The organism is Arthrobacter sp. TmtSoilC79, assembly GCF_059739405.1.
Genome location: NZ_AP046051.1, coordinates 3,457,056 through 3,474,613, shown reverse-complemented (window position 1 = coordinate 3,474,613; position 17,558 = coordinate 3,457,056). Strand labels below are relative to the sequence as shown.

18 protein-coding genes are annotated in these 17,558 nt (G+C 62.4%); 10 read left to right on the top strand and 8 right to left on the bottom strand.

All coding sequences use genetic code 11. The features are described 5' to 3' along the window. Positions 1 to 2: 2 nt before the first annotated feature. Together AC6JA3_RS15855 and AC6JA3_RS15850 are read left to right on the top strand one after the other, a co-directional pair. Positions 3 to 1,652, top strand: coding sequence for an ABC transporter substrate-binding protein (locus AC6JA3_RS15855; protein ID WP_347781733.1), 1,650 nt, complete (start codon positions 3 to 5; stop codon positions 1,650 to 1,652). An 8-nt stretch (positions 1,653 to 1,660) separates the two neighbouring features. Further along, positions 1,661 to 2,353: a YesL family protein gene (locus AC6JA3_RS15850; RefSeq protein WP_347781732.1), complete on the top strand. Its 693-nt coding sequence runs from the start codon at positions 1,661 to 1,663 to the stop codon at positions 2,351 to 2,353. Between the two features lie 9 nt (positions 2,354 to 2,362). On the opposite strand, the gene AC6JA3_RS15845 is transcribed toward AC6JA3_RS15850, so the two are convergent. The 4 genes from AC6JA3_RS15845 to AC6JA3_RS15830 all read right to left on the bottom strand — a co-directional run bounded on the left by AC6JA3_RS15845 (position 2,363) and on the right by AC6JA3_RS15830 (position 4,904). Then, the gene (locus AC6JA3_RS15845) at positions 2,363 to 2,995 is read right to left on the bottom strand and encodes a ribonuclease D (RefSeq protein WP_347781731.1); all 633 of its coding nucleotides are present in this window, start codon (positions 2,993 to 2,995) and stop codon (positions 2,363 to 2,365) included. 4 nt (positions 2,996 to 2,999) lie between these two features. Then, a complete protein-coding gene (locus AC6JA3_RS15840) occupies positions 3,000 to 3,803 on the bottom strand; it encodes a hypothetical protein (protein ID WP_347781730.1) in 804 nt (267 codons plus the stop codon). Positions 3,804 to 3,981: 178 nt separating this feature from the next. Next, a complete protein-coding gene (locus tag AC6JA3_RS15835; RefSeq protein WP_347781729.1) occupies positions 3,982 to 4,476 on the bottom strand; it encodes a DinB family protein in 495 nt (164 codons plus the stop codon). Further along, positions 4,473 to 4,904 carry a VOC family protein gene (locus tag AC6JA3_RS15830; RefSeq protein WP_347781728.1) on the bottom strand — a complete coding sequence of 144 codons (432 nt, stop codon included), beginning with the start codon at positions 4,902 to 4,904 and terminating at the stop codon, positions 4,473 to 4,475. Before AC6JA3_RS15830 ends, AC6JA3_RS15835 begins: the two co-directional genes overlap by 4 nt. 96 nt (positions 4,905 to 5,000) lie before the next feature. Here AC6JA3_RS15830 and AC6JA3_RS15825 point away from each other — a divergent pair, with 96 nt between their 5' ends. Both AC6JA3_RS15825 and AC6JA3_RS15820 read left to right on the top strand, forming a co-directional pair. Further along, complete coding sequence (locus AC6JA3_RS15825) at positions 5,001 to 5,690, top strand: P-loop NTPase family protein (protein ID WP_026542959.1); 690 nt, start codon at positions 5,001 to 5,003, stop codon at positions 5,688 to 5,690. Continuing rightward, entirely contained in the window at positions 5,687 to 6,376 is a 690-nt protein-coding gene (locus tag AC6JA3_RS15820) for an SDR family NAD(P)-dependent oxidoreductase (protein WP_347781727.1), read from the top strand. Before AC6JA3_RS15825 ends, AC6JA3_RS15820 begins: the two co-directional genes overlap by 4 nt. Positions 6,377 to 6,520: 144 nt before the next feature. On the opposite strand, the gene AC6JA3_RS15815 is transcribed toward AC6JA3_RS15820, so the two are convergent. Beyond that, positions 6,521 to 7,033 (bottom strand): GNAT family N-acetyltransferase, encoded by a 513-nt coding sequence (locus AC6JA3_RS15815; protein ID WP_347781726.1) that lies wholly within the window; start codon positions 7,031 to 7,033, stop codon positions 6,521 to 6,523. A 130-nt stretch (positions 7,034 to 7,163) separates the two neighbouring features. Continuing rightward, a complete protein-coding gene (locus tag AC6JA3_RS15810; protein WP_497920303.1) occupies positions 7,164 to 9,524 on the bottom strand; it encodes a beta-xylosidase/alpha-l-arabinosidase in 2,361 nt (786 codons plus the stop codon). Positions 9,525 to 9,727: 203 nt separating this feature from the next. On the opposite strand from AC6JA3_RS15810, the gene AC6JA3_RS15805 reads away from it, so the two are divergent. From AC6JA3_RS15805 to AC6JA3_RS15790, 4 genes are read left to right on the top strand one after another with little or no spacing between them, the layout of a single operon-like run. Further along, positions 9,728 to 10,834 carry a Gfo/Idh/MocA family protein gene (locus AC6JA3_RS15805; protein WP_497920302.1) on the top strand — a complete coding sequence of 369 codons (1,107 nt, stop codon included), beginning with the start codon at positions 9,728 to 9,730 and terminating at the stop codon, positions 10,832 to 10,834. Between the two features lie 27 nt (positions 10,835 to 10,861). Next, positions 10,862 to 11,902 carry a DUF6807 domain-containing protein gene (locus AC6JA3_RS15800; RefSeq protein WP_497920301.1) on the top strand — a complete coding sequence of 347 codons (1,041 nt, stop codon included), beginning with the start codon at positions 10,862 to 10,864 and terminating at the stop codon, positions 11,900 to 11,902. Position 11,903: 1 nt separating this feature from the next. Beyond that, complete coding sequence (locus tag AC6JA3_RS15795) at positions 11,904 to 12,650, top strand: cupin domain-containing protein (RefSeq protein ID WP_497920643.1); 747 nt, start codon at positions 11,904 to 11,906, stop codon at positions 12,648 to 12,650. Positions 12,651 to 12,674: 24 nt separating this feature from the next. After that, positions 12,675 to 13,697, top strand: coding sequence for a LacI family DNA-binding transcriptional regulator (locus AC6JA3_RS15790; protein ID WP_497920300.1), 1,023 nt, complete (start codon positions 12,675 to 12,677; stop codon positions 13,695 to 13,697). A gap of 125 nt (positions 13,698 to 13,822) precedes the next feature. On the opposite strand, the gene AC6JA3_RS15785 is transcribed toward AC6JA3_RS15790, so the two are convergent. Continuing rightward, the gene (locus tag AC6JA3_RS15785; protein WP_497920299.1) at positions 13,823 to 14,269 is read right to left on the bottom strand and encodes a hypothetical protein; all 447 of its coding nucleotides are present in this window, start codon (positions 14,267 to 14,269) and stop codon (positions 13,823 to 13,825) included. 265 nt (positions 14,270 to 14,534) lie between these two features. Here AC6JA3_RS15785 and AC6JA3_RS15780 point away from each other — a divergent pair, with 265 nt between their 5' ends. Further along, on the top strand, positions 14,535 to 15,272 hold the full coding sequence (locus tag AC6JA3_RS15780; RefSeq protein ID WP_026547588.1) for a GAF and ANTAR domain-containing protein: 738 nt from the start codon (positions 14,535 to 14,537) through the stop codon (positions 15,270 to 15,272). 7 nt (positions 15,273 to 15,279) lie between these two features. Here the strand turns inward: AC6JA3_RS15780 and AC6JA3_RS15775 are convergent, their stop codons facing one another. Then, the gene (locus tag AC6JA3_RS15775; protein WP_497920298.1) at positions 15,280 to 16,047 is read right to left on the bottom strand and encodes a tyrosine-protein phosphatase; all 768 of its coding nucleotides are present in this window, start codon (positions 16,045 to 16,047) and stop codon (positions 15,280 to 15,282) included. A gap of 143 nt (positions 16,048 to 16,190) precedes the next feature. Here AC6JA3_RS15775 and AC6JA3_RS15770 point away from each other — a divergent pair, with 143 nt between their 5' ends. After that, positions 16,191 to 17,555 carry an MFS transporter gene (locus tag AC6JA3_RS15770; RefSeq protein ID WP_497920297.1) on the top strand — a complete coding sequence of 455 codons (1,365 nt, stop codon included), beginning with the start codon at positions 16,191 to 16,193 and terminating at the stop codon, positions 17,553 to 17,555. Positions 17,556 to 17,558 lie beyond the last annotated feature (3 nt).

Sequence of the window (17,558 nt, the reverse complement as noted above, 5' to 3'; positions counted from 1 at the left end):
TTATGAAAGGACATCCAATGATCCACAAACCTGAGCTGCGCAGACGAGATTTTCTTGGACTCGCATCCGTTGTCACCATCGGCCTCATGCTGACCAGTTGCGACGCCGAAACCACCGAAAAGGTGGACACCTCCAAGTCCCGCAAGGGTGCGATGGACAGCTTCGGCGTCGGTGACACGTTCAAGGCGACGGAGCCGCTGACGTTCACCTTCCTGTTCTCCGACCAGCCCACCTACCCGTACAAGAAGGACTGGCTGCTGTTCACCAGAATGGCCAGCGACAACAACGTCACCCTGGAACCCACCATCGTGCCCAACTCCGACTACGAGCAAAAGCGCAGCCTGCTCATCAGCTCCGGCAGCGCCCCGGAAATCATCGCCAAAACCTACCCGGGACAGGAAGCAGCATTTGTTTCCGCCGGGGCCGTCCTGCCTGTCAGTGACTACGTGGACCTGATGCCGCATTTCCAGGAGAAGGTGAAGAAGTGGAAGCTTGAGCCGGAGATTGCAGGACTGACGCAGGAAGACGGCAAGTACTACGTCCTCCCGGGCCTGCACGAGGAACTCTGGCCGGATTACTCCCTCTGCTTCCGCAAGGATGTGTTGAAGAAAGAAGGCCTTGAGGAACCCGCCACGTGGGATGAATTCAGGGAGGTCCTGCGCTCGTTGAAGAAGGCCTACCCTGATGTGGTTCCCTACTCCGACCGGTTCAAGGGCGACAGTGTCCTGAATATTGCCAGTGCCGCTTTCGGGACCCAGGCCGGATGGGGGCTGGTGGACGGCCTGCAGTTCGATGAGGACAAGAAGGAGTTCGGCTTCGCCGCCGGCTCGGACAAGTTCAAGGACCTGGTGACCTACTTCAATTCGTTGGTCTCCGAGGGCCTGATGGACCCCGAAAGCTTCACCCAGACCGACGATTCAGCCATCCAGAAGTTTGTGTCCGGCAAGTCGTTCGTCATCAGCGCCAACTCCCAGAATGTCATCACGTACCGCACCTCCATGGAGCAGTCCATGGGCAAGGGCAACTTTGAGATCGGTAAGATCACGGTTCCCGGAGGCCCGGAGGGTGACGTCATTGGAGGCACCCGCTTGGAGAACGGCATCATGCTGAACTCCTCCGTGAAGGACAAGGACAGCTTTGTGGCACTGATCCAGTACATCGACTGGTTGTTCTACAGCGACGCCGGCCAGGAGTTCAGCAAGTGGGGCGTGGAAGGAACCACGTTCACCAAGTCCGGCGGCAAGCGTCAACTCGCTTCCGACATCAACTTCCAGGGCCTCAACCCCGCCGGCACCAAGGACCTCCGGGTGGACTACGGCTTCTCCGGTGGCAACTTCGCCTACGGCGGCGCCACGGAACTGTTGCACTCTACGTTCAATGAAGAGGAGCTGGCGTTCCAGGAGGCAATGAAGTCCAAAAAGCCCCGCCCGGTGCCCCCGCCCGTACCGTTCAACGACGTTGACCGGGAACAGGCAACACTGGCGCTCACCCCGCTCAAGGACCACGTCAAGCAGAACGCTCTCAAGTTCATCACCGGGCAGCGGGCCCTGGGCGAGTTCGACGCCTACGTGAAGGAACTCGACAGCAAGGGCCAGACCAAATATGTGGAGTTGGCCAACAAGGCCTACAAAGCCTACGCGGACAAGAAGTAGCCCTTCCGATGGCTGCGAAGGAAGCCCAATACGGGTCGGGCCCGTTGTTCAAGGCGGCGGGCCTGGTTTACGGCGTCATGGTGGGCGGGGCATTGCTGGTGCTGGCGAATGTTCTGGTGGTACTCATGCCGTTGCTGGCCGGGCTGGTGGGTCCTGCCGCATTGTTGGGCTTCGTGCTGGTGGGCCCGTCACTGGTGGCCTGCTGTTACGCCTTCAACCGGCTCATCGCCGGTGAGGACACTGGCGTGTTCGGCGACTTCGTGAAGTCATACCGGAGCAACTTCGGCCAGGCCTTGGTGGTTTGGTTGCCCTACGCAGCGCTCCTTGCAGTCATCGTTGCCAATCTCAGCAGCCTGCCGGGCAGCAACCCTGAAACGGTTGCTGCCCGGGTCGGACTGGTGGGCCTGGGCCTGGTGGTGAGCGCGGCTGCTGTGCACGCGATGCTGTTGCTGTCCCGCTTCACTTTCCGCACTGTGGATATCTACCGGTTGTCGGTTTACACCATTGGAGCCCGGAAGCGGGTAGCCCTCGGGAACGTAGGGATCCTCTTTGTTGCTGGGTTCGTGCTGATCACCAGCAGCGTGTGGTTGCTGCTGTTGATTGGCGGACTGATCCTTTACCTGTTGTGCCTGAACTCCCGCTCGCTTCTGGCGTTGGTGGAAGAGAGGTTCACTGTGCACAACCTCCTACAGCCCCGATGACAGGTATCGTCAGTATGCGTAAACGTCTCCAGAACCGCGAATGTCTAGAATAACGCGGGTCATCAAATAAGAGTAGGAGGCCTCAAGAGCCTCTGATATACCCTCCAGACTAGTTTTGTTCCTGAGCAATGCAAGCAGTGGAATGAGATGAGCCACGTCTGCAGCTGCATAAGCGAGCTGTTCCTCGGACAAATCTGGGGAAAGCCAGTCTGAAATTTGCTGGACTTTGCTGATCTCCACACCGAGATGGCGTCTTAGGACCGGTTTTAGACTATGCTCTTCTGCCCGTAGCTCAGGATTAAGTATTTTCGAAGCAATTTTGGTGCACTCGACATTTGTCGGCATGATTCCCCAATGGTGCGTCATGAAACGTAGATCAAAGGGGGCGTGGTGGAAAACTTTCGTTATTTCTGGGTTCTCCAATAATGCTGAGAGAAACTTTGGAGGTCTCTCCTGATCTATGACAACGATCATTATTTCATCCTGAGTGCCGATTTGACATGTTCCGATTTTATCCGTGGACCAGTCAAGGCCGGAGGTCTCTATATCCCAAGCTAAGACTGATCTCATCGCGGAACGCCTAAATGCAGCTTTGGATAAGTCTCCGGAGAAAACTTCTACCGGCAGTCTGCTAGTGGACAAGAATTCATCCCTTCGATTCAGTGGGAAATATAAGGCATCCCTGAGATTCAATTGCTTCGATTTCTTCCTGAATAAACTGGTATAGTTTGCCGGTGGAAACCACAAAGGTTGGCACCGACGTTCGACGCTCTTTGCTGTGAGAATAGGTCGTCAACACTGCCCGGTTATCAAACCTGTAGCAACTGAATACAGCGTCACCGGATCGAACGTGAACTTCTACATCCCCGCCGCCCTCGGACTTCAGTTTGCTGAATTCTGTGATCGCCTCGCGAACAGTTGCCTCAAGCGCCGCCTTAGGCATGTTGAAACGGCCACTTAGTACCTGCATCGTGAGATCATCGTCCGGGTCGGGCAGAAAGAATCGAAGTCGGGTTCCCGGTCGAGATGCTACGTTCCGAAGACGCTTTTCGTGGGTGTTACGCCAGGTCCGGCCATAAGCTACTACGACGTCTATTTTGTGGACGCCTTCAAAAAGTTCGGACCACTCGACTTCATCTAGGTATTGATCAGTGACTCGCATTATTCCTGCATCCACTATGTCGGCACTCAGGCGAGCTCGATCCAGAATCTCGGCCGCGAAGCGCCGACGCCCAATCAAATCCCAGCCAACTGACAAAATTGCAGTGGCTATAATGAGCCCTGCGATTTGATTGAGTGTCACTTGAAGCGGCTTAGCGTTTGCAAACCATTCGTCCACCGACGTCAACCAGAATAGGCCGACAGCCCCCAACAAAAGTATGCATGCCAGTATGAGCGCGCGAGCGTTGCTCTCGTCTCCCCTCGGGTCGCTACGCCTTTTGGCTTTCACAAGTTGCCTTCCTCGCCATCAAAACGGACATAGCAAGGCTAGCCCATGTGACTGCGGAGCTGTTGCTAGGTTGGCGTAGGTCTACCAATGTGAGAGGCAGGACACCTTGGTCCTGAGATTGCTGACGTCTCGCAGCGGTTCGCTAAAGTGCCGTCGGTTCCGGGGAATGTGAAGTCCGCTACCGAGTGATCTGCTCCCGCAAAATATCCGCATGCCCGCAATGCTGGGCGAGCTCGCGGAGCATGTGCAGGTATATCCATCTAAGGGGAAGCGGGCCGCGGCGGTTCCCGAGCACAAAGTCATCGAGCCCAAGGGACGAGGCCGCCTGCCTGGATTCCGAGCAAGCCTCGGCATGGGCGCGTTGAATGCTGGCAATGGTGTCGTGATCTTCCAGGATGAAGGACTCATCAGGCGTCGCCGGGATGCCGATCTCTGCCCGGGATCGGCACGTGATGGCTTCGTCGAACCACACCTTCTCCACGAAGGTTGCGTGTTTCACCAAGCCCAGGAGCGTAGTGCGCGAGGCGACCAGCCGCCGTCGTGCTTGCTCTTCAGTGAGCCCGTCGAGGCACTCGTTGAGGGCCCGGCGGTGCTCGTCGAGGAACGTATCAAACTGCGTGCGGGCGTCCTGGTTGATGACGTCCTCAGTGAAAGTGTGCGGCAGTGCGCTCATCCGAAAACCACCGTTCCGTCGTCGTTGATGTTCCAGCCGGGGTTATGGGCGATCTCCCAGATGATGCCGTTCGGATCCTTGACGTGGCCGTGGAAGATCCCGCCAAATGCGCCTGCCTGCGCCGGCTTCAAAACCGTCGCACCAGCCGCCGCCAGCGCCTCGATGGTGCTGGAAACCTCTGCCGCGCTGCCCACGTTGTGGGAGAGCGTCACGCCGCTGACACCCTGCGTCGGAGTGCTGGCGCCAAGGTCCTGATCGAACTTGTCGGCATCGAACAGGCCGAGCATCAGCCCCGGCGCAATCTGGAAGAAGAGAATTTCGCCGGGAACATCCATGGTGGGATCCCAGCCGAGCCCGTCCCGATAGAAGTCGCGGGCGGCGTCGAGGTCCGGTGTGGCGAACGTGAGGAAATGCAGTCGCTGTTCCATAGGGGAAGCCTAACGGGAAGGTACGACGGCGATACCCGCCGCGCGAGTCCTGCCGGCCTGTTGAGGCCTGGTCCAAGCCGGTGGGAGGATGGAGCAGTGGAACCCCTCTTCGACTTCCTTGGCAGTGTCTGGTGGCTCATTTTTCCTATCGGCGCGATGGCTGGTGGCTGGGCACGGTCGTGGTCCAAGGCCAGCGAGGAACGGCACCGCCGCAAAGTGGAGTTGTTGAAGTTGCAGAACCAGTTGGCGGTGCACGAGGAAGCCAACCAGGCCGAGGTCGTTTCGCTGATGTCCGCTCACGATTCCGTGAACCACAAATGGCTCGACTATGAGCTTGACGTCGGCAACCTCATTGATTTCCCGCTCATGACCGACGTTAGGGAACCCCTCACAGTCGCCTTCCTGCGCGCCAAGAAAGAGGCCGACGGCTTAAGGCCCGCCACCCCTGAAGAGATTTCGACGCCGGCCCGGCTGGCTGAATACCGTGCGGCCGTCCACAGCTACGAACTCGCTTTTGATGTGGCCGAGCGGGAAGCCCGGCGCATCAAGGACGGCAACTTCAGTGGCCCCGAACGCCAACGACTTGCGACGGCGAGGAAGCTGCTGCGCATCGCCGAAGACACTGCCGCCACCCCTGCCGAGCGCCAAACCGCATACAAGCGTGCCCGCAAGGAACTCGACGGCCTGATTGTCCTGCCGGAGGCGACGGTTGCCGCACTCGAAAGCAAAATCGTCAGCATGCTCGATTCCCGCAAGGACCCGGACACGGACGTGCGGTTCGCTTGACGCCCAGGAAAAGGCTCGCGGTCATTACCGGTGCCGGCCGCGGTCTGGGGAAGTCATTGGTGGAGGAATTTTCCGACGCCGGATGGGCGGTTGTGGCGCTCACACGGACACCCGCGGAGTGGGCCGATCGGCAGCACGTCACCACAATCACCCACGATGTCCGGCATGAGCCATCGGCTGAGCTGATGTCAGCCCTCGGGGACAGCCCAATCGACGTGCTGATCAACAATGCCGCCCAGGGAGCACGGCACTCCGGGCTGGGCGACATTGCAGCGGAAGGCGTCATGAACGCCGTCGACGTCAACGCCGCTGGACCCTTGCGCCTGGTGCAGGCCGTCCTGCCGAACCTGTTGGCCGCGCCCGATCCGGTGATCATCAATGTCACGTCCCGCCTGGGCTCAGTGGCGGCGCAGGCCAGGGGCGACTACTCGGACCTTTCCACGAGCTACGCCTACAAAATCTCCAAGGCTGCGCAAAACATGTTGACCATCTCCCTCGCCCAGGACCTCTCCGGCCAAGTGCGCTGTTGGGCAGTTCACCCGGGGAAGCTGGCCACGGGGATGGGGCAATCCGATGCCTCGAAGGATCCACGGCTGGCCGCCCGCGAGCTGCGGGAGTTGGTGGACTCGGGGGACCGCGTGTCGCCTCGATTTGTGTCACTCGGAGCGGCGGACCTCGCCTGGTAGTGGGGTGGACTGCTGTACTTCGGCGCTTCCCTGCAGTGGAGCCGTGGCTTCCTGACCTTCTTTGAAACTGTCCAGGCGCATATCCAACCGAAATTGGGTGCGGGACGGCCTTGTGGAGTCCAAAGTGGGTGGTGACGGCACACCCTAATCCAGCTCCACGCCCATCACGGTCCGCACAATGTGTTCGCCGCCGGACCCGCCCGCATCATCCTCGAGGTGCCGCATCCCCAAACGCTCAGCAACCCGGCGCGACGCGATATTGTCCGGATGGATGATGGCAACAAGGAGCTCAACCCTGAGGACGTCCCGCGCAAGATCCCGGCATGCCAAGGCTGCTTCCGAGGCGTACCCCCGGCCCTGCAGCTCCCGGCGAACGTGGTAACCAACCTCAAGCTCGGACCGCCCGTTGACCTGTTGCCATGTCAACCCGCAGTCCCCGACAAATCCGCCGTCGTGCGTTTCAATAATCCACAACCCGTGCCCGTCGCGCGCATAGTTGTCCCTGTTCCATTGGATCCAGGCAGCGGCTTCCTCACGGGTTTTGGGAGCGGGGTAGTACGTCATCACCTCGGGATCACCCAGCAGCGAGCTCATCGCATCGAGATCGGCCATGGTCATTTCGCGGAAGCGCAGCCGTGGCGTGGGGTGGGGGAGCATTCCCGAAGCCTATCCGTCGTCGGGCTGTGTCTTCACCACCCACTTTCGGCCCGGCGGCCCCTATAAACAACCGCTATTGGCTGCATTAGCCCCCGCATGCAGCCCAAAGTGGGTGGTGGCCCTACACCTGTCAGGCCGAAGGCCGTACCTCCACCGGGGTCAGCATTTCCCGCTCGAACCCCACCACGCGGCGCGGCCCGTGCAGGATCACCTCATGTGTATGGGCGTCGGCGGTGCTGGCCGTGGCGACGTGGAGCTTCACCAGCCCGGGCGTCACCACGCGCTGAAGGTCCAGCCCGGTGAAGGAGGTGCGGTCGGCGTGAACCACAAAATCGACGACGGCGGACGCCCCGGCTTCCAGTTCGACGCGGGCGTAGCCGATCAACTCGCGCACAGGACGAACCACTTCGCCCACCGGATCCGTCAAGTACAACTGGACAACTTCGGCGCCGCTGCGGGAACCGGTGTTGGTGACCGTGCAGCTGACGGTGACCGAGTCCGACGTCGACATGGTGGGCGCGCTGCACTGATGGCCGGTCAACTCGAACGTTGTGTACGACAGGCCGTGCCCAAAGCCGAACAGCGGCGAGGGGTCCAGGGCGCTGACACCACTGGGACCGGCCAGCTTGGAATGCAGATAGGTGCCGGGCTGGCCGCCGGGGGACCGTGGCACTGAGACAGGAAGTTTGCCGGACGGATTGACGACGCCGGTGAGCACGTCCCAGAGCGCCTCGGCTCCTTCTTCGCCCGGGAAGAACCCTTGGATGATCGCGTCGGCGCGGTCAGTGAAGTCGCCCAAAGCGTACGGGCGGCCGCTCAACACAACCACCACTGCGCGGGTTCCGGACTCAGAGCAGGACGCGAGGATACGATCCAGCATTCGGTGTTGGTCGCCGGGCAGGCGGAGGTCGGCGGCGTCGTTTCCTTCGCCCGAGGTGCCCCTGCCGAACAGGCCTGCGTTGTCGCCCACCACCACTACGCAGGTGTCCACGGAGGCTGCAACCTGGCAGGCTTCGGAGATCTGTTCCTCGGTGGCGGCCTCGCAGTTTCCGGTGACGGACGTGGCCACGGATCCAAATCGTTCTGAAGCAACGCTTGCCACGGATGGAACGGAGATCCCCATGGGTACGTCAGGGTGGGAGGCTCCAACATGGGCGTCAAAGGAGTAGCAGCCCAGCATCGCGAAGGGGTCATCGGCCAAGGGACCCACCACGCCCAGTGAACCGACGTGACCGAGGGGTAGAGCGGGAGCTTCAGCGAAGTCCCGGTTGCTCAGCAGTACCAACGATTGTGCGGCCAGTTGGCGCGCCAACTCCCGGTTTTCGGCGGGATCGAGGTCGATCACACCCGGTCCCGCAGGAACAGCCAACACCGCCGGAACAGGGGAGAAGTCCGGCGACAACAAGCCAACTTCCGCCTTCTGGGTCAGCACGCGGCGCAGGGCTTGGTCCACCACGGATTCGTCCAGCGCGCCTTCGCGGATACGACGCAGCAGTGGCTCGCCGAAGCAGTTCACGGTAGGCAGTTCAACATCGACGCCGGCACTTAGGGCCAGCACGGCGGCGTCACCGGAGTCCGCGGCCACGCCATGGGTGACGTCCAGGAAGGCAACGCCGAAGTAGTCGGCAACCACAGTCCCGGTGAAACCCCATTCCTCACGAAGCAGCCCGGTCAGCAGTGCGCGGTTCGCGGCGGCCGGTACGCCGTCGACGTCGGTATAAGCGTGCATTACCGAACGGGGAGCGCCGTGACGGATCGCCATTTCGAACGGCGGCAGCATGATGTCGGCGAGTTCGCGGGGTCCCATGGAGACCGGCGCGTGGTTGCGGCCGGCCTGCGAAGCTGAGTAGCCCACGAAGTGTTTGAGCGTTGCAACGATGCCGGTGGATTCCAGGCCCTGGACGTATGCGGTGGCAACGGTTCCCACCAAATAGGGGTCCTCGCCGATGGTCTCCTCCACGCGGCCCCAACGGAGGTCGCGGACCACATCCAGCACCGGGGCCAGGCCCTGATGGACGCCCAAGGACCGCATGCTGCTACCGATCCGGGCTGCCATCTCCTTGACCAGTGCCGGGTTGAACGTGGCGCCCCAGGCCAGGGGAACGGGGAACGCTGTGGCCTTCCATGCTGCAAGGCCGGCCAGGCATTCCTCGTGAACCTGGGCCGGGATGCCAAACCGGGACGCGGCCATGATCTGTTCCTGTGCGGCGGCCAGGCGTCGGGCGCCCTCGACCGGTTCCACGGGAACGGTGCCGTACATGCGCGTGATCTGTCCGAGTCCGTCAGCGATGATCTCGTCCCAGGAACGGGCGTCTCCCGCCATCTGGCTTTGGAGGGGAGCCACGGAATCGCCGTCAGTGGAGGCGTTGACCCACACGCCCACCAATTGGGCGAGCTTTTCCTCGAGGGTCATCTCGCGGATGAGGTGCTCTACGACGTCCGACGCCGGAACGCGGGCAAGTGCTTGCTGATCGGCGGCGCCGGTGCTCACAGGCTTCTCCTTGGATTCTGAAGATGATTTTTAGAAACTATCAGAAATTCATATTTAGTTTCCATAGCCCCAAACCCTTGACTTGTTCAGCGCAGGCTTCATAGCGTTGAGCAGTGAAGCGGAAGCATTCATCTGGTGAGCCGAAGAAACTCACCAAATGAAATAAGAAACTTTCGGAAATGAATCCCGATGGAGAGACTCACATGCACACCTACAGAGTGGCCCTTGTTGGCACAGGCGGGATCGCGGCAGTCCACGCGTCCAACCTGGCACGGACCGATAATCGGGCGGAGTTAGTGGCAGCGTGCGATGTGGACGAGTCCCGCCTGCAGAGCTTCGCGGATGAGCACGGCATCGCCGGCCGCTACCAGAGCCTCACGGAACTCCTGGCTGAGGCCAAGCCGGACATCGTGCACCTCTGCACGCCACCCATGATGCACATTGACCAAGCGATCGAGTGCCTCGAAGCCGGCGTCCATGTCCTCTCCGAGAAGCCGCCGGCCCTCAGCCTGGCCGACTTCGACCGCCTCAACGACGCCCAGGTAAAAGGCGGCGCACAGTTCTCCTGCGTCTTCCAGCATCGTTTCGGGGACGCCTCGGCCGCAGCCCGTACGCTGATCGGCGGCAGCGATTTTGGCCGCCCACTCGTAGCCCGCTGCGACACCCTCTGGTACCGCCCGGACGAGTACTTCGACCTTCCCTGGCGTGGCACGTGGAAGGCCGAGGGCGGTGGACCAACCATGGGCCACGGCATCCACCAGTTCGATCTCCTGCTCCACCTGCTGGGACCGTGGGAAAAGGTCACCGCGATCGCTTCACGGCAAGCCCGGGCCACCTCAACTGAAGACTTCTCCGCCGCCCTGGTCCGGTTCGAGAACGGCGCCGCGGCCACCGTGACCAACTCGCTGCTCTCGCCGCGGGAGACCTCTGACATTCGGATCGACTGCGAATTCGCCACCATCGAGCTCAGCCACCTCTACGGGTACGGCACCAAGGACTGGACCATCACCGCAGCTCCCGGGCACGAGGACACCGTGTCCGCCGCGTGGACTGCGAAACCGCTGGAACGCGGCAGCGGCCACTCCGCCCAGTTCCTTGCCATGTATGAAGCGCTCGACGCCGGATTGCCGCTCCCAGCCGGCGCGGACTCTGCGCGGCAAACGCTGGAGTTCGCTGCCGCCATTTACGCCTCGGCCTTTACTGGGCAGCCCGTCCGACGCGGAGAAATCGTTCCCGGCCATCCCTTCTATGAGGGTATGGACGGCGAGGGCCGTGGTACCCGCGTCCTCGCCTCCACAGCCCGCGCCTGAAAACCCCCACTCACAACGGAGACCCTGATGACCACCACAGCCCAGACCACTACCCAAACCGACTCAGCCGCCACTGCCCCGAGCGCTGCCCAGGCCACCCCTGCCCAGGCTGCCCCTGCCGACACGCTGAGCTACACGGACGATGGCAGTTCCCTGACCTTCACGGTCGGGACCCAGGACATCGCGACGTACACCTACCGACCCACGGATGACCAGTACGAGAGTCCCCGCCCCTACTTCCACCCGCTCACCACCTTGGAGGGGGACGAGGTCACCATTTCCAGGCCGTGGGATCACGTGTGGCACAAGGGCCTCTCATGGGCGCTGCCGAACGTGGGCGAGCACAACTTCTGGGGCGGAGCCACTTACACCCGCGAGACCGGCTACTCGAACCTGGACAACAACGGGGCCATGAACCACGAGGCCTTCACCAGCATCGAGGTCACCGGCATAGAGGGCGCCAGCGCGGGGATCACCGCAGCTGAAACGCTCCTCTGGACCGCTCAGCCAGCCGAACCAGGGCAGCAGGGCGCACCCCTGATCCGCGAACAGCGCCGTTTCGGCATTCAACTCCTCCCGGCAGGCAACGCGTGGACGATCCTCTTCGAAACCACCATGAAGAACGTCTCCGGTGCTGGGATCGGGATCGGCAGCCCCACCACCGAGGGACGCGACAACGCGGGATACGGCGGTTTGTTCTGGCGCGGACCCCGGTCCTTCACCGGCGGGGAATTCCGATCCGAAAAGGGGACCGGTGGCGACGAGTTCATGGGCACCCGCTCACCATGGATCGCCTTCACCGGCCAGCACGATGTCACCTGCCGGAAGTCCAGCATTCTGTTCGTCGAGGACCAAGGCAACCCGGGTGCCTCCAACCAGTGGTTTGCCCGCTCGTCCATGTTCGCGTGCCTCGGTTCGGCACCGTTCTTCAGCGAAGTAGTCCCGCTCAAGGAGGGGCAGCCGCTGACGTACCGGTACGCCGTCGTGATTGCCGATGGCTCGTTGGAAGACCAGCAGGCCGCAGCGCTCGCCGACGCTGCGAAAACAGCGTTGGATGCTTGGGCCTGAGATGTGCACATCGTTCCCGGGCGCAACCGCCGTGTCCGAGGTCAGTATTTACGATTGGCCCGGGCTGGATGGCGCGGCCGGAGGGTCGCCGCACCTGCACACTGCGTCCACGGAAGCGTATGTGGTGCAGCAGGGCGTCGGGCGGCTGGAGACTTTGGATTCCCGGGGCTTCACTTCCACTGCGTTGACGCCCGGAACCGTGGTGTGGTTTACGCCGGGTACTGTGCACCGCGCCATCAACGATTCGGGGGACCTCAGGGTTCTGGTGGTCATGCAGAACGCAGGGCTGCCCGAGAATGGCGACGCCGTGATGACGTTTCCGCCCGAGCACCTGGTGGATCACGATACTTACGCGCGCGCCGCCGCCCTGCCGTCAAAGAACGCCGACGGCGGTGACGCGTCCGCCGAGGCGGCTGCGCGCCGTCGTCGTGACCTGGCGTTGGAGGGATATCTGGAACTGAAAGCTGCCGTGCAGGAAACTGGGGTTTCGGCGCTCGCAGACTTTCATGCTGCAGCAGCGCGCTTGGTGAACGGAAAAACCAAACGCTGGCGCGGATACCTCAACGAGGGCGCCGAGCGACAGGCCGGCCTCACAGGGGAGCAGTTGGCCTCTCTTGAGTCCATGGAAAGTTTCTACATGCAGGATGCGAGGACTACGATGGGCGAACGGAAAACCCGCAGGATCTACGGCATGTGTGGCCGGATCCAAGCGTGGGAACTTTCCGAAACTGTCATCGCCGGGATGTGATTTCCGGCCGGGAAGGTGGGGACCATGGTAACCAAACAGGACTCGCGGCGGGCGACGATCAGCGAGATCGCCCGGGAAGCCGGCGTGTCCGTGCCCACGGTTTCCAAGGTCCTCAACGGCCATGCGCACGTCGCGGCAGCTACCCGCGCGAGGGTTGAAGAAATCATCGCCAAGCGCGACTACGCCCGCCGCCCCGCCAAGCGCAGCAAGAAGGCCGGGCTCATTGACCTCGTCTTCCCGGGCATGGGTTCGGAGTGGGCGTGCGAGATCATCGAAGGCGTGGAGCGGGTGGCCCAGGAAGCCGGGTACGGCACAGTGGTCAGCAGCTTGTCGCTGGACGGCTCGAGGATCCGCCCGTGGTTGGCGAACCTTGCAGAGCGAAAGTCCGACGGCGTCCTGCTGGCCGTGTACGAACTGGACTCCAAGCAGATCCAACGGATTAAGTCGCTCGGCATTCCGGTAATTCTGATCGATCCTGTGGGTCAGCCTGGACCGGATCTCATGACCGTGGGCGCAGCCAACTGGGACGGTGCTTTCTCGGCCACCGAGCATTTGCTGAAGCTTGGCCACAAGAGAATCGGCATGATCGGAGGCCGTGACGATCTCCAGTGCAGCAGTGCCCGTGAAGACGGGTACCTGGCCGCGCTGCGACGTGGGGGCGTGGAAGCTGATCCGTCCTTGATGGTGCCCGGTGACTTCTCCACCGAGTCGGGGGCGCGGGGGACCGAAGCGTTGTTGGCCCTTCCCGACCGGCCTACGGCGATCTTCACTGGCAACGACGCCCAAGCCCTCGGCGCCTACAGGGCTGCCCGCTCGGCAGGCCTCCGGATTCCTGAGGACCTGTCCATCATCGGCTTCGACGACATCCCCGCCGCGGAATGGATCGAGCCTGGCCTCACCACCATCCGCCAGCCCGTGGTGCAGATGGCCGAAACGGCCATGCGCGCGCTGCTCCGGCACCTTGAAGGTGACGAGGAGTTGCCGCAGCGGATCGAACTCGGCACGGAGCTGGTGGTGAGGGGCTCGACGGTGGCGCCGGCTTCTTAGTACGGGCTACTTAGCCCCGAGCGGTCTTAGCCGGGTCTGCCTAACCCCGAGCCTCCCAGCCCCGAGCGGTCTTAGCCGGGCCTCCTGACAGAGCGTCTTTAGCCGGGCTTCTCAGCTGGGCGTGCTTAGCCCCGGCCCATGCTCGTCGACGGATCCCCGCCGCCTTCGGAAGGGTCCGCGCGAAGATCGTCGGGATCGTCCTGTGGCAGTCCTGCCGGGCCGGATACGTCACCTGAAGTGGCCGAAACGTCAGTGTCCGCTTCGCTGCCGCGGCTGGTGTCGGCGTCGTCCGTCGTCTCGGGTGAATCAGTGCTATGTGAAGCAGTGCCGTGCGAAGCGGTCCCGTGTGTGGTTCCGGTTTCCGCGTGGCCGGCAGTGCGTGGGTCATCATTCTCACCCGGCACATCGGAGTCCATGGAGTTGGAGCCCTCGCTGATGGAGGAGTGGACCTGGACGTCGTCATCCTTTTCGCCGGGCTCGGGGACGCGGTCATTGTTCACGGGATCGGACGTGCCGGCCAAATCTTCCATGGCGTTTTCGGCCGTCTTGCGGATGCTGTCTTCTATGCCCATCAGTTGACTCCTTTGCATGAAAGGCCTGGTACCAGGCCGCGCTTGCATAGTAAGCCTACTTACTTCTTGGTTGATCCGAAAGCCTGCCCGGGGTTGACAAAATAGCTCCTCGCCGCTTGCGTTGCCGCAGGTCAAAACCTGTCGAGCCGCACTTTGTACCGTTGATCGTTGGACGATAAGGTATTGCCAGACCGTTTTGCAGAGGGCGGCCCTTTTCGCTCCTTTGCTGTCTGCTGGGGACGCATTTCAGTCAGTAGGAACGTGCATGGTCAACCCCCGCCCTGAGCAGGAAGCTCTCCAGAATGGATACTTTTTGGATCTAGTCCTGGGCAGTGAAGATGTAGAAGCTTTTCTCGCCGATCTCGCGGCTTTCTCTGCCGAGAGCCTCTCGCATCCCGACGCCACCGTCTTTTGCGGCATCACCGTGCTGCGCCGGAAGAAGGCGGCCACAGCGGCCAGCAGCGATGACCGCGCCCAGGCAATGGACGAACTTCAAAACGACTTTGAGGGCCCCTGTCTCACGGCCATGGATAAGCTGACCTCCGTGCTGGTACCGGACCTGCTGAAGGAGCATCGCTGGCCGGAATACGTCGCGGCGGCCTCACATCATGGACTGCGATCCATCCTTAGCGTCCCCCTCATGGTGGAGGGCGATACGCGGGCTGCCCTGAATCTCTATTCAGAACGAACCGACGCCTTCAGCGAGTCCGACGTTGAACGTGCCGAAGTCTTTGCCCAGCATGCTTCCAAGTCGTTGCGTCTGGCCCTGAAGATCGCCCAGCTCAGCGATGCCCGGAACGACCTCGCTGCGGCCATGCAGTCCCGCACCGTGATCGACCTCGCTGTTGGGGCGATCATGGCGCAAAACAAGTGCAGCCAGGATGAGGCCTTCACCATCCTCCGCACAGCATCCAGCAACCGGAACATCAAGCTGCGGCATCTGGCCAAGTCGATCATCGCGGCAGTCTCCTCGGGCACTGTCACTACGCACTTCGAGGAGTAGGCGGCCTTCAGCTGCCCGGAACCACCAAACGCTCACGCAGTTGGGCGATGGTGGCGTCGGACAGCCCGGCACGCCGCACCGGCTCCAGCACGCTTCCGTGCCGCTCAATCAGCAGCGCCTGCATAGCCTCCATGGACTCGGCGTGGGCTCCCATCATGGCACCCATGCCCTTGATCGCTTCCTCATCCAGGACGCGGTCCGGCATGAGCCCGCCCAAAATCGCCCGAAGCCGCGGAAACAGCTGCGGAAGCCGGGTGGCGGTAACGGCGTAGTCGGCCGAGATGGTTTCAGGTGCAGCGCCCAACGCAGAAAGCGCGACGGCGGCGAACACTCCCGTACGATCCTTGCCGGCCGCGCAATGGAAGACGGTGGCACCATCGGCCATGGCAACCAGCGTCACACCGAGGGCGAGCTGCCGGGCCTGGGTCTCGAGCAGATTGGCGTACCAGGCGCCCACGTGTGCGGGCGTGGTGGCGGCCGTCATCATGTCGTGGCTGATGGTTTCAGGCGACGCAATAGACGCCGTCAATGCCAGGTGGTGGTAGCTGACGCCGGCAACGGTCAACGGACCCCGCCCGGTGAAGAGTGCCTCCTCCGGCGAGCGGAGATCGATGACTGACGTGACGCCGTCGTCGATCATTTGCTGGGCGAACGCGGCAGGCATTACCGAGACGTCGTCGCTGCGGAGAAGCACGCCGGAGCGGGTGGTGCCGCCGGACACGGGAAGCCCGCCGAGGTCGCGCAGGTTGACGGGGGAGAGGTCCAGAGTTTCCAAATGAGATTCCTAGCTTGTCCGGCGCAGTGTGTGCGTAATGCTACAGGTGGATTATGGGAGCATCCTCCCAGTAAGCGTCCGCGATAGTCCGCCCTGTGACCCTGTTTCGTGACCCGAGGCAACAATGGAGCACACTGGGTTGGGTGACCGTCAACAAACCCCGCCCCGGCCTCGCGATCTTTGCGCTGAGCCTCGGGACGGCGCTGAATCCGCTGAACTCGTCCATGATCGCCGTCGCGTTGGTGGTCCTGAGGGAGCATTTCGAGCTCGACGTCGCCACGGTCACCTGGGTGATCACCTCCTTCTATCTCGCCTCCGCCGCCGGCCAGCCGCTGATGGGGCGGCTCGCCGACCGCTTCGGCCCCCGGCGCCTGTTCATGTTCGGCATGGCATTGGTGGCGGTCACCTGCGCCATCGCACCGTTCCTCCCCAACTTCGCGCTGGTCTGCGTGGCCCGCGCCCTCATGGCCGTGGGGACAGCGACGGCGTACCCGTCCGCCGTCGTGATGGTCACCGAGCTGAGCAAGCTGGCCAACTTGCCGTCCACGCGGCCTTTGGGCCGGATCCAGATGGCAAACACGTCCGCCGCTGCCGTGGGACCGGTGGTGGGTGGGCTTTTGGTGAGCCTGGTCGGGTGGCAGGCGCTGTTCGCGATCAACGTGCCCATCGCCTTGCTGGCCATGTTCGTGGTGTACAAAGTGGCACCGGTGGATTCCGGGCGCGAGACCGGAAAGCTCGGTCAACTGATCCGCGATTCCGATATCCCCGGCATCCTCGCCTTCGTCACCTCACTGATGCTCGCCATGATGGCGCTGCTCAACGTGATGCCCGGCTACCGCTGGTACCTGCTGGGTGCCGCCACGGTGATCGGCGCTCTCTTCGCCTGGCGCGAGCTGCGCTTCCAGCCCCCGTTCCTGGATCTTCGGCTGCTGGGCAGGAACCGGCCGCTGCTGCTGGTCTACTTGCTGTTTATCGTGTTCAGTGGCGTCTACTACTTCGCGTTCTTCGGCCTGCCGCAGTTGCTGCAGGAGGCCGGAAATTACGACGCCGGTGTGGTGGGCCTGCTGATGCTGCCCCTTGCGGCGTTGTCGGTGGTGGTGACGCCACTGACGGTGAGGTTCATTGAGCGGTTCGGCGTACGTTCCGTACTGATTACGGGAGTCCTGATTCTGACGGTTGCTGCGGGAACGCTCGGCTTCCTGACCATGACGCTGTGGGCTCCGCTGGTGTTCGTATTGACGGCGCTGATGGGTGTTCCGTATGGCGTCGTGAGTACCGCATCCAACCAGGGCCTGTATGTTTCGGCCCGTCCCGAGGAGCGGGGCGTTGCCGCCGGGATTTTCCAGACCTGCCGCTACCTTGGCGCCATCACGGCTACCGTGCTGATCGGTGTCCTCTACGGCCCGGGCGTGAACCAAGCCAACTGGGGGATCATGGTCCTGGTGATGCTGGGGCTCAGTGCCGTGGTGCTGGTGCTGGCCGTGATGTGGCGGAAGCCCGCGGGTTAGGAG

What these genes read in the sequence shown, in the direction of transcription:
- AC6JA3_RS15855 (WP_347781733.1), top strand. Translation starts at nt 3, where the DNA reads ATGAAAGGACATCCAATGATCCACAAACCTGAGCTGCGCAGACGAGAT.
- AC6JA3_RS15850 (WP_347781732.1), top strand. Translation starts at nt 1,661, where the DNA reads ATGGCTGCGAAGGAAGCCCAATACGGGTCGGGCCCGTTGTTCAAGGCG.
- AC6JA3_RS15835 (WP_347781729.1), bottom strand. Translation starts at nt 4,476, where the DNA reads ATGAGCGCACTGCCGCACACTTTCACTGAGGACGTCATCAACCAGGAC.
- AC6JA3_RS15830 (WP_347781728.1), bottom strand. Translation starts at nt 4,904, where the DNA reads ATGGAACAGCGACTGCATTTCCTCACGTTCGCCACACCGGACCTCGAC.
- AC6JA3_RS15815 (WP_347781726.1), bottom strand. Translation starts at nt 7,033, where the DNA reads ATGCTCCCCCACCCCACGCCACGGCTGCGCTTCCGCGAAATGACCATG.
- AC6JA3_RS15805 (WP_497920302.1), top strand. Translation starts at nt 9,728, where the DNA reads ATGCACACCTACAGAGTGGCCCTTGTTGGCACAGGCGGGATCGCGGCA.
- AC6JA3_RS15800 (WP_497920301.1), top strand. Translation starts at nt 10,862, where the DNA reads ATGACCACCACAGCCCAGACCACTACCCAAACCGACTCAGCCGCCACT.
- AC6JA3_RS15795 (WP_497920643.1), top strand. Translation starts at nt 11,904, where the DNA reads ATGTGCACATCGTTCCCGGGCGCAACCGCCGTGTCCGAGGTCAGTATT.
- AC6JA3_RS15790 (WP_497920300.1), top strand. Translation starts at nt 12,675, where the DNA reads ATGGTAACCAAACAGGACTCGCGGCGGGCGACGATCAGCGAGATCGCC.
- AC6JA3_RS15785 (WP_497920299.1), bottom strand. Translation starts at nt 14,269, where the DNA reads ATGGGCATAGAAGACAGCATCCGCAAGACGGCCGAAAACGCCATGGAA.
- AC6JA3_RS15780 (WP_026547588.1), top strand. Translation starts at nt 14,535, where the DNA reads ATGGTCAACCCCCGCCCTGAGCAGGAAGCTCTCCAGAATGGATACTTT.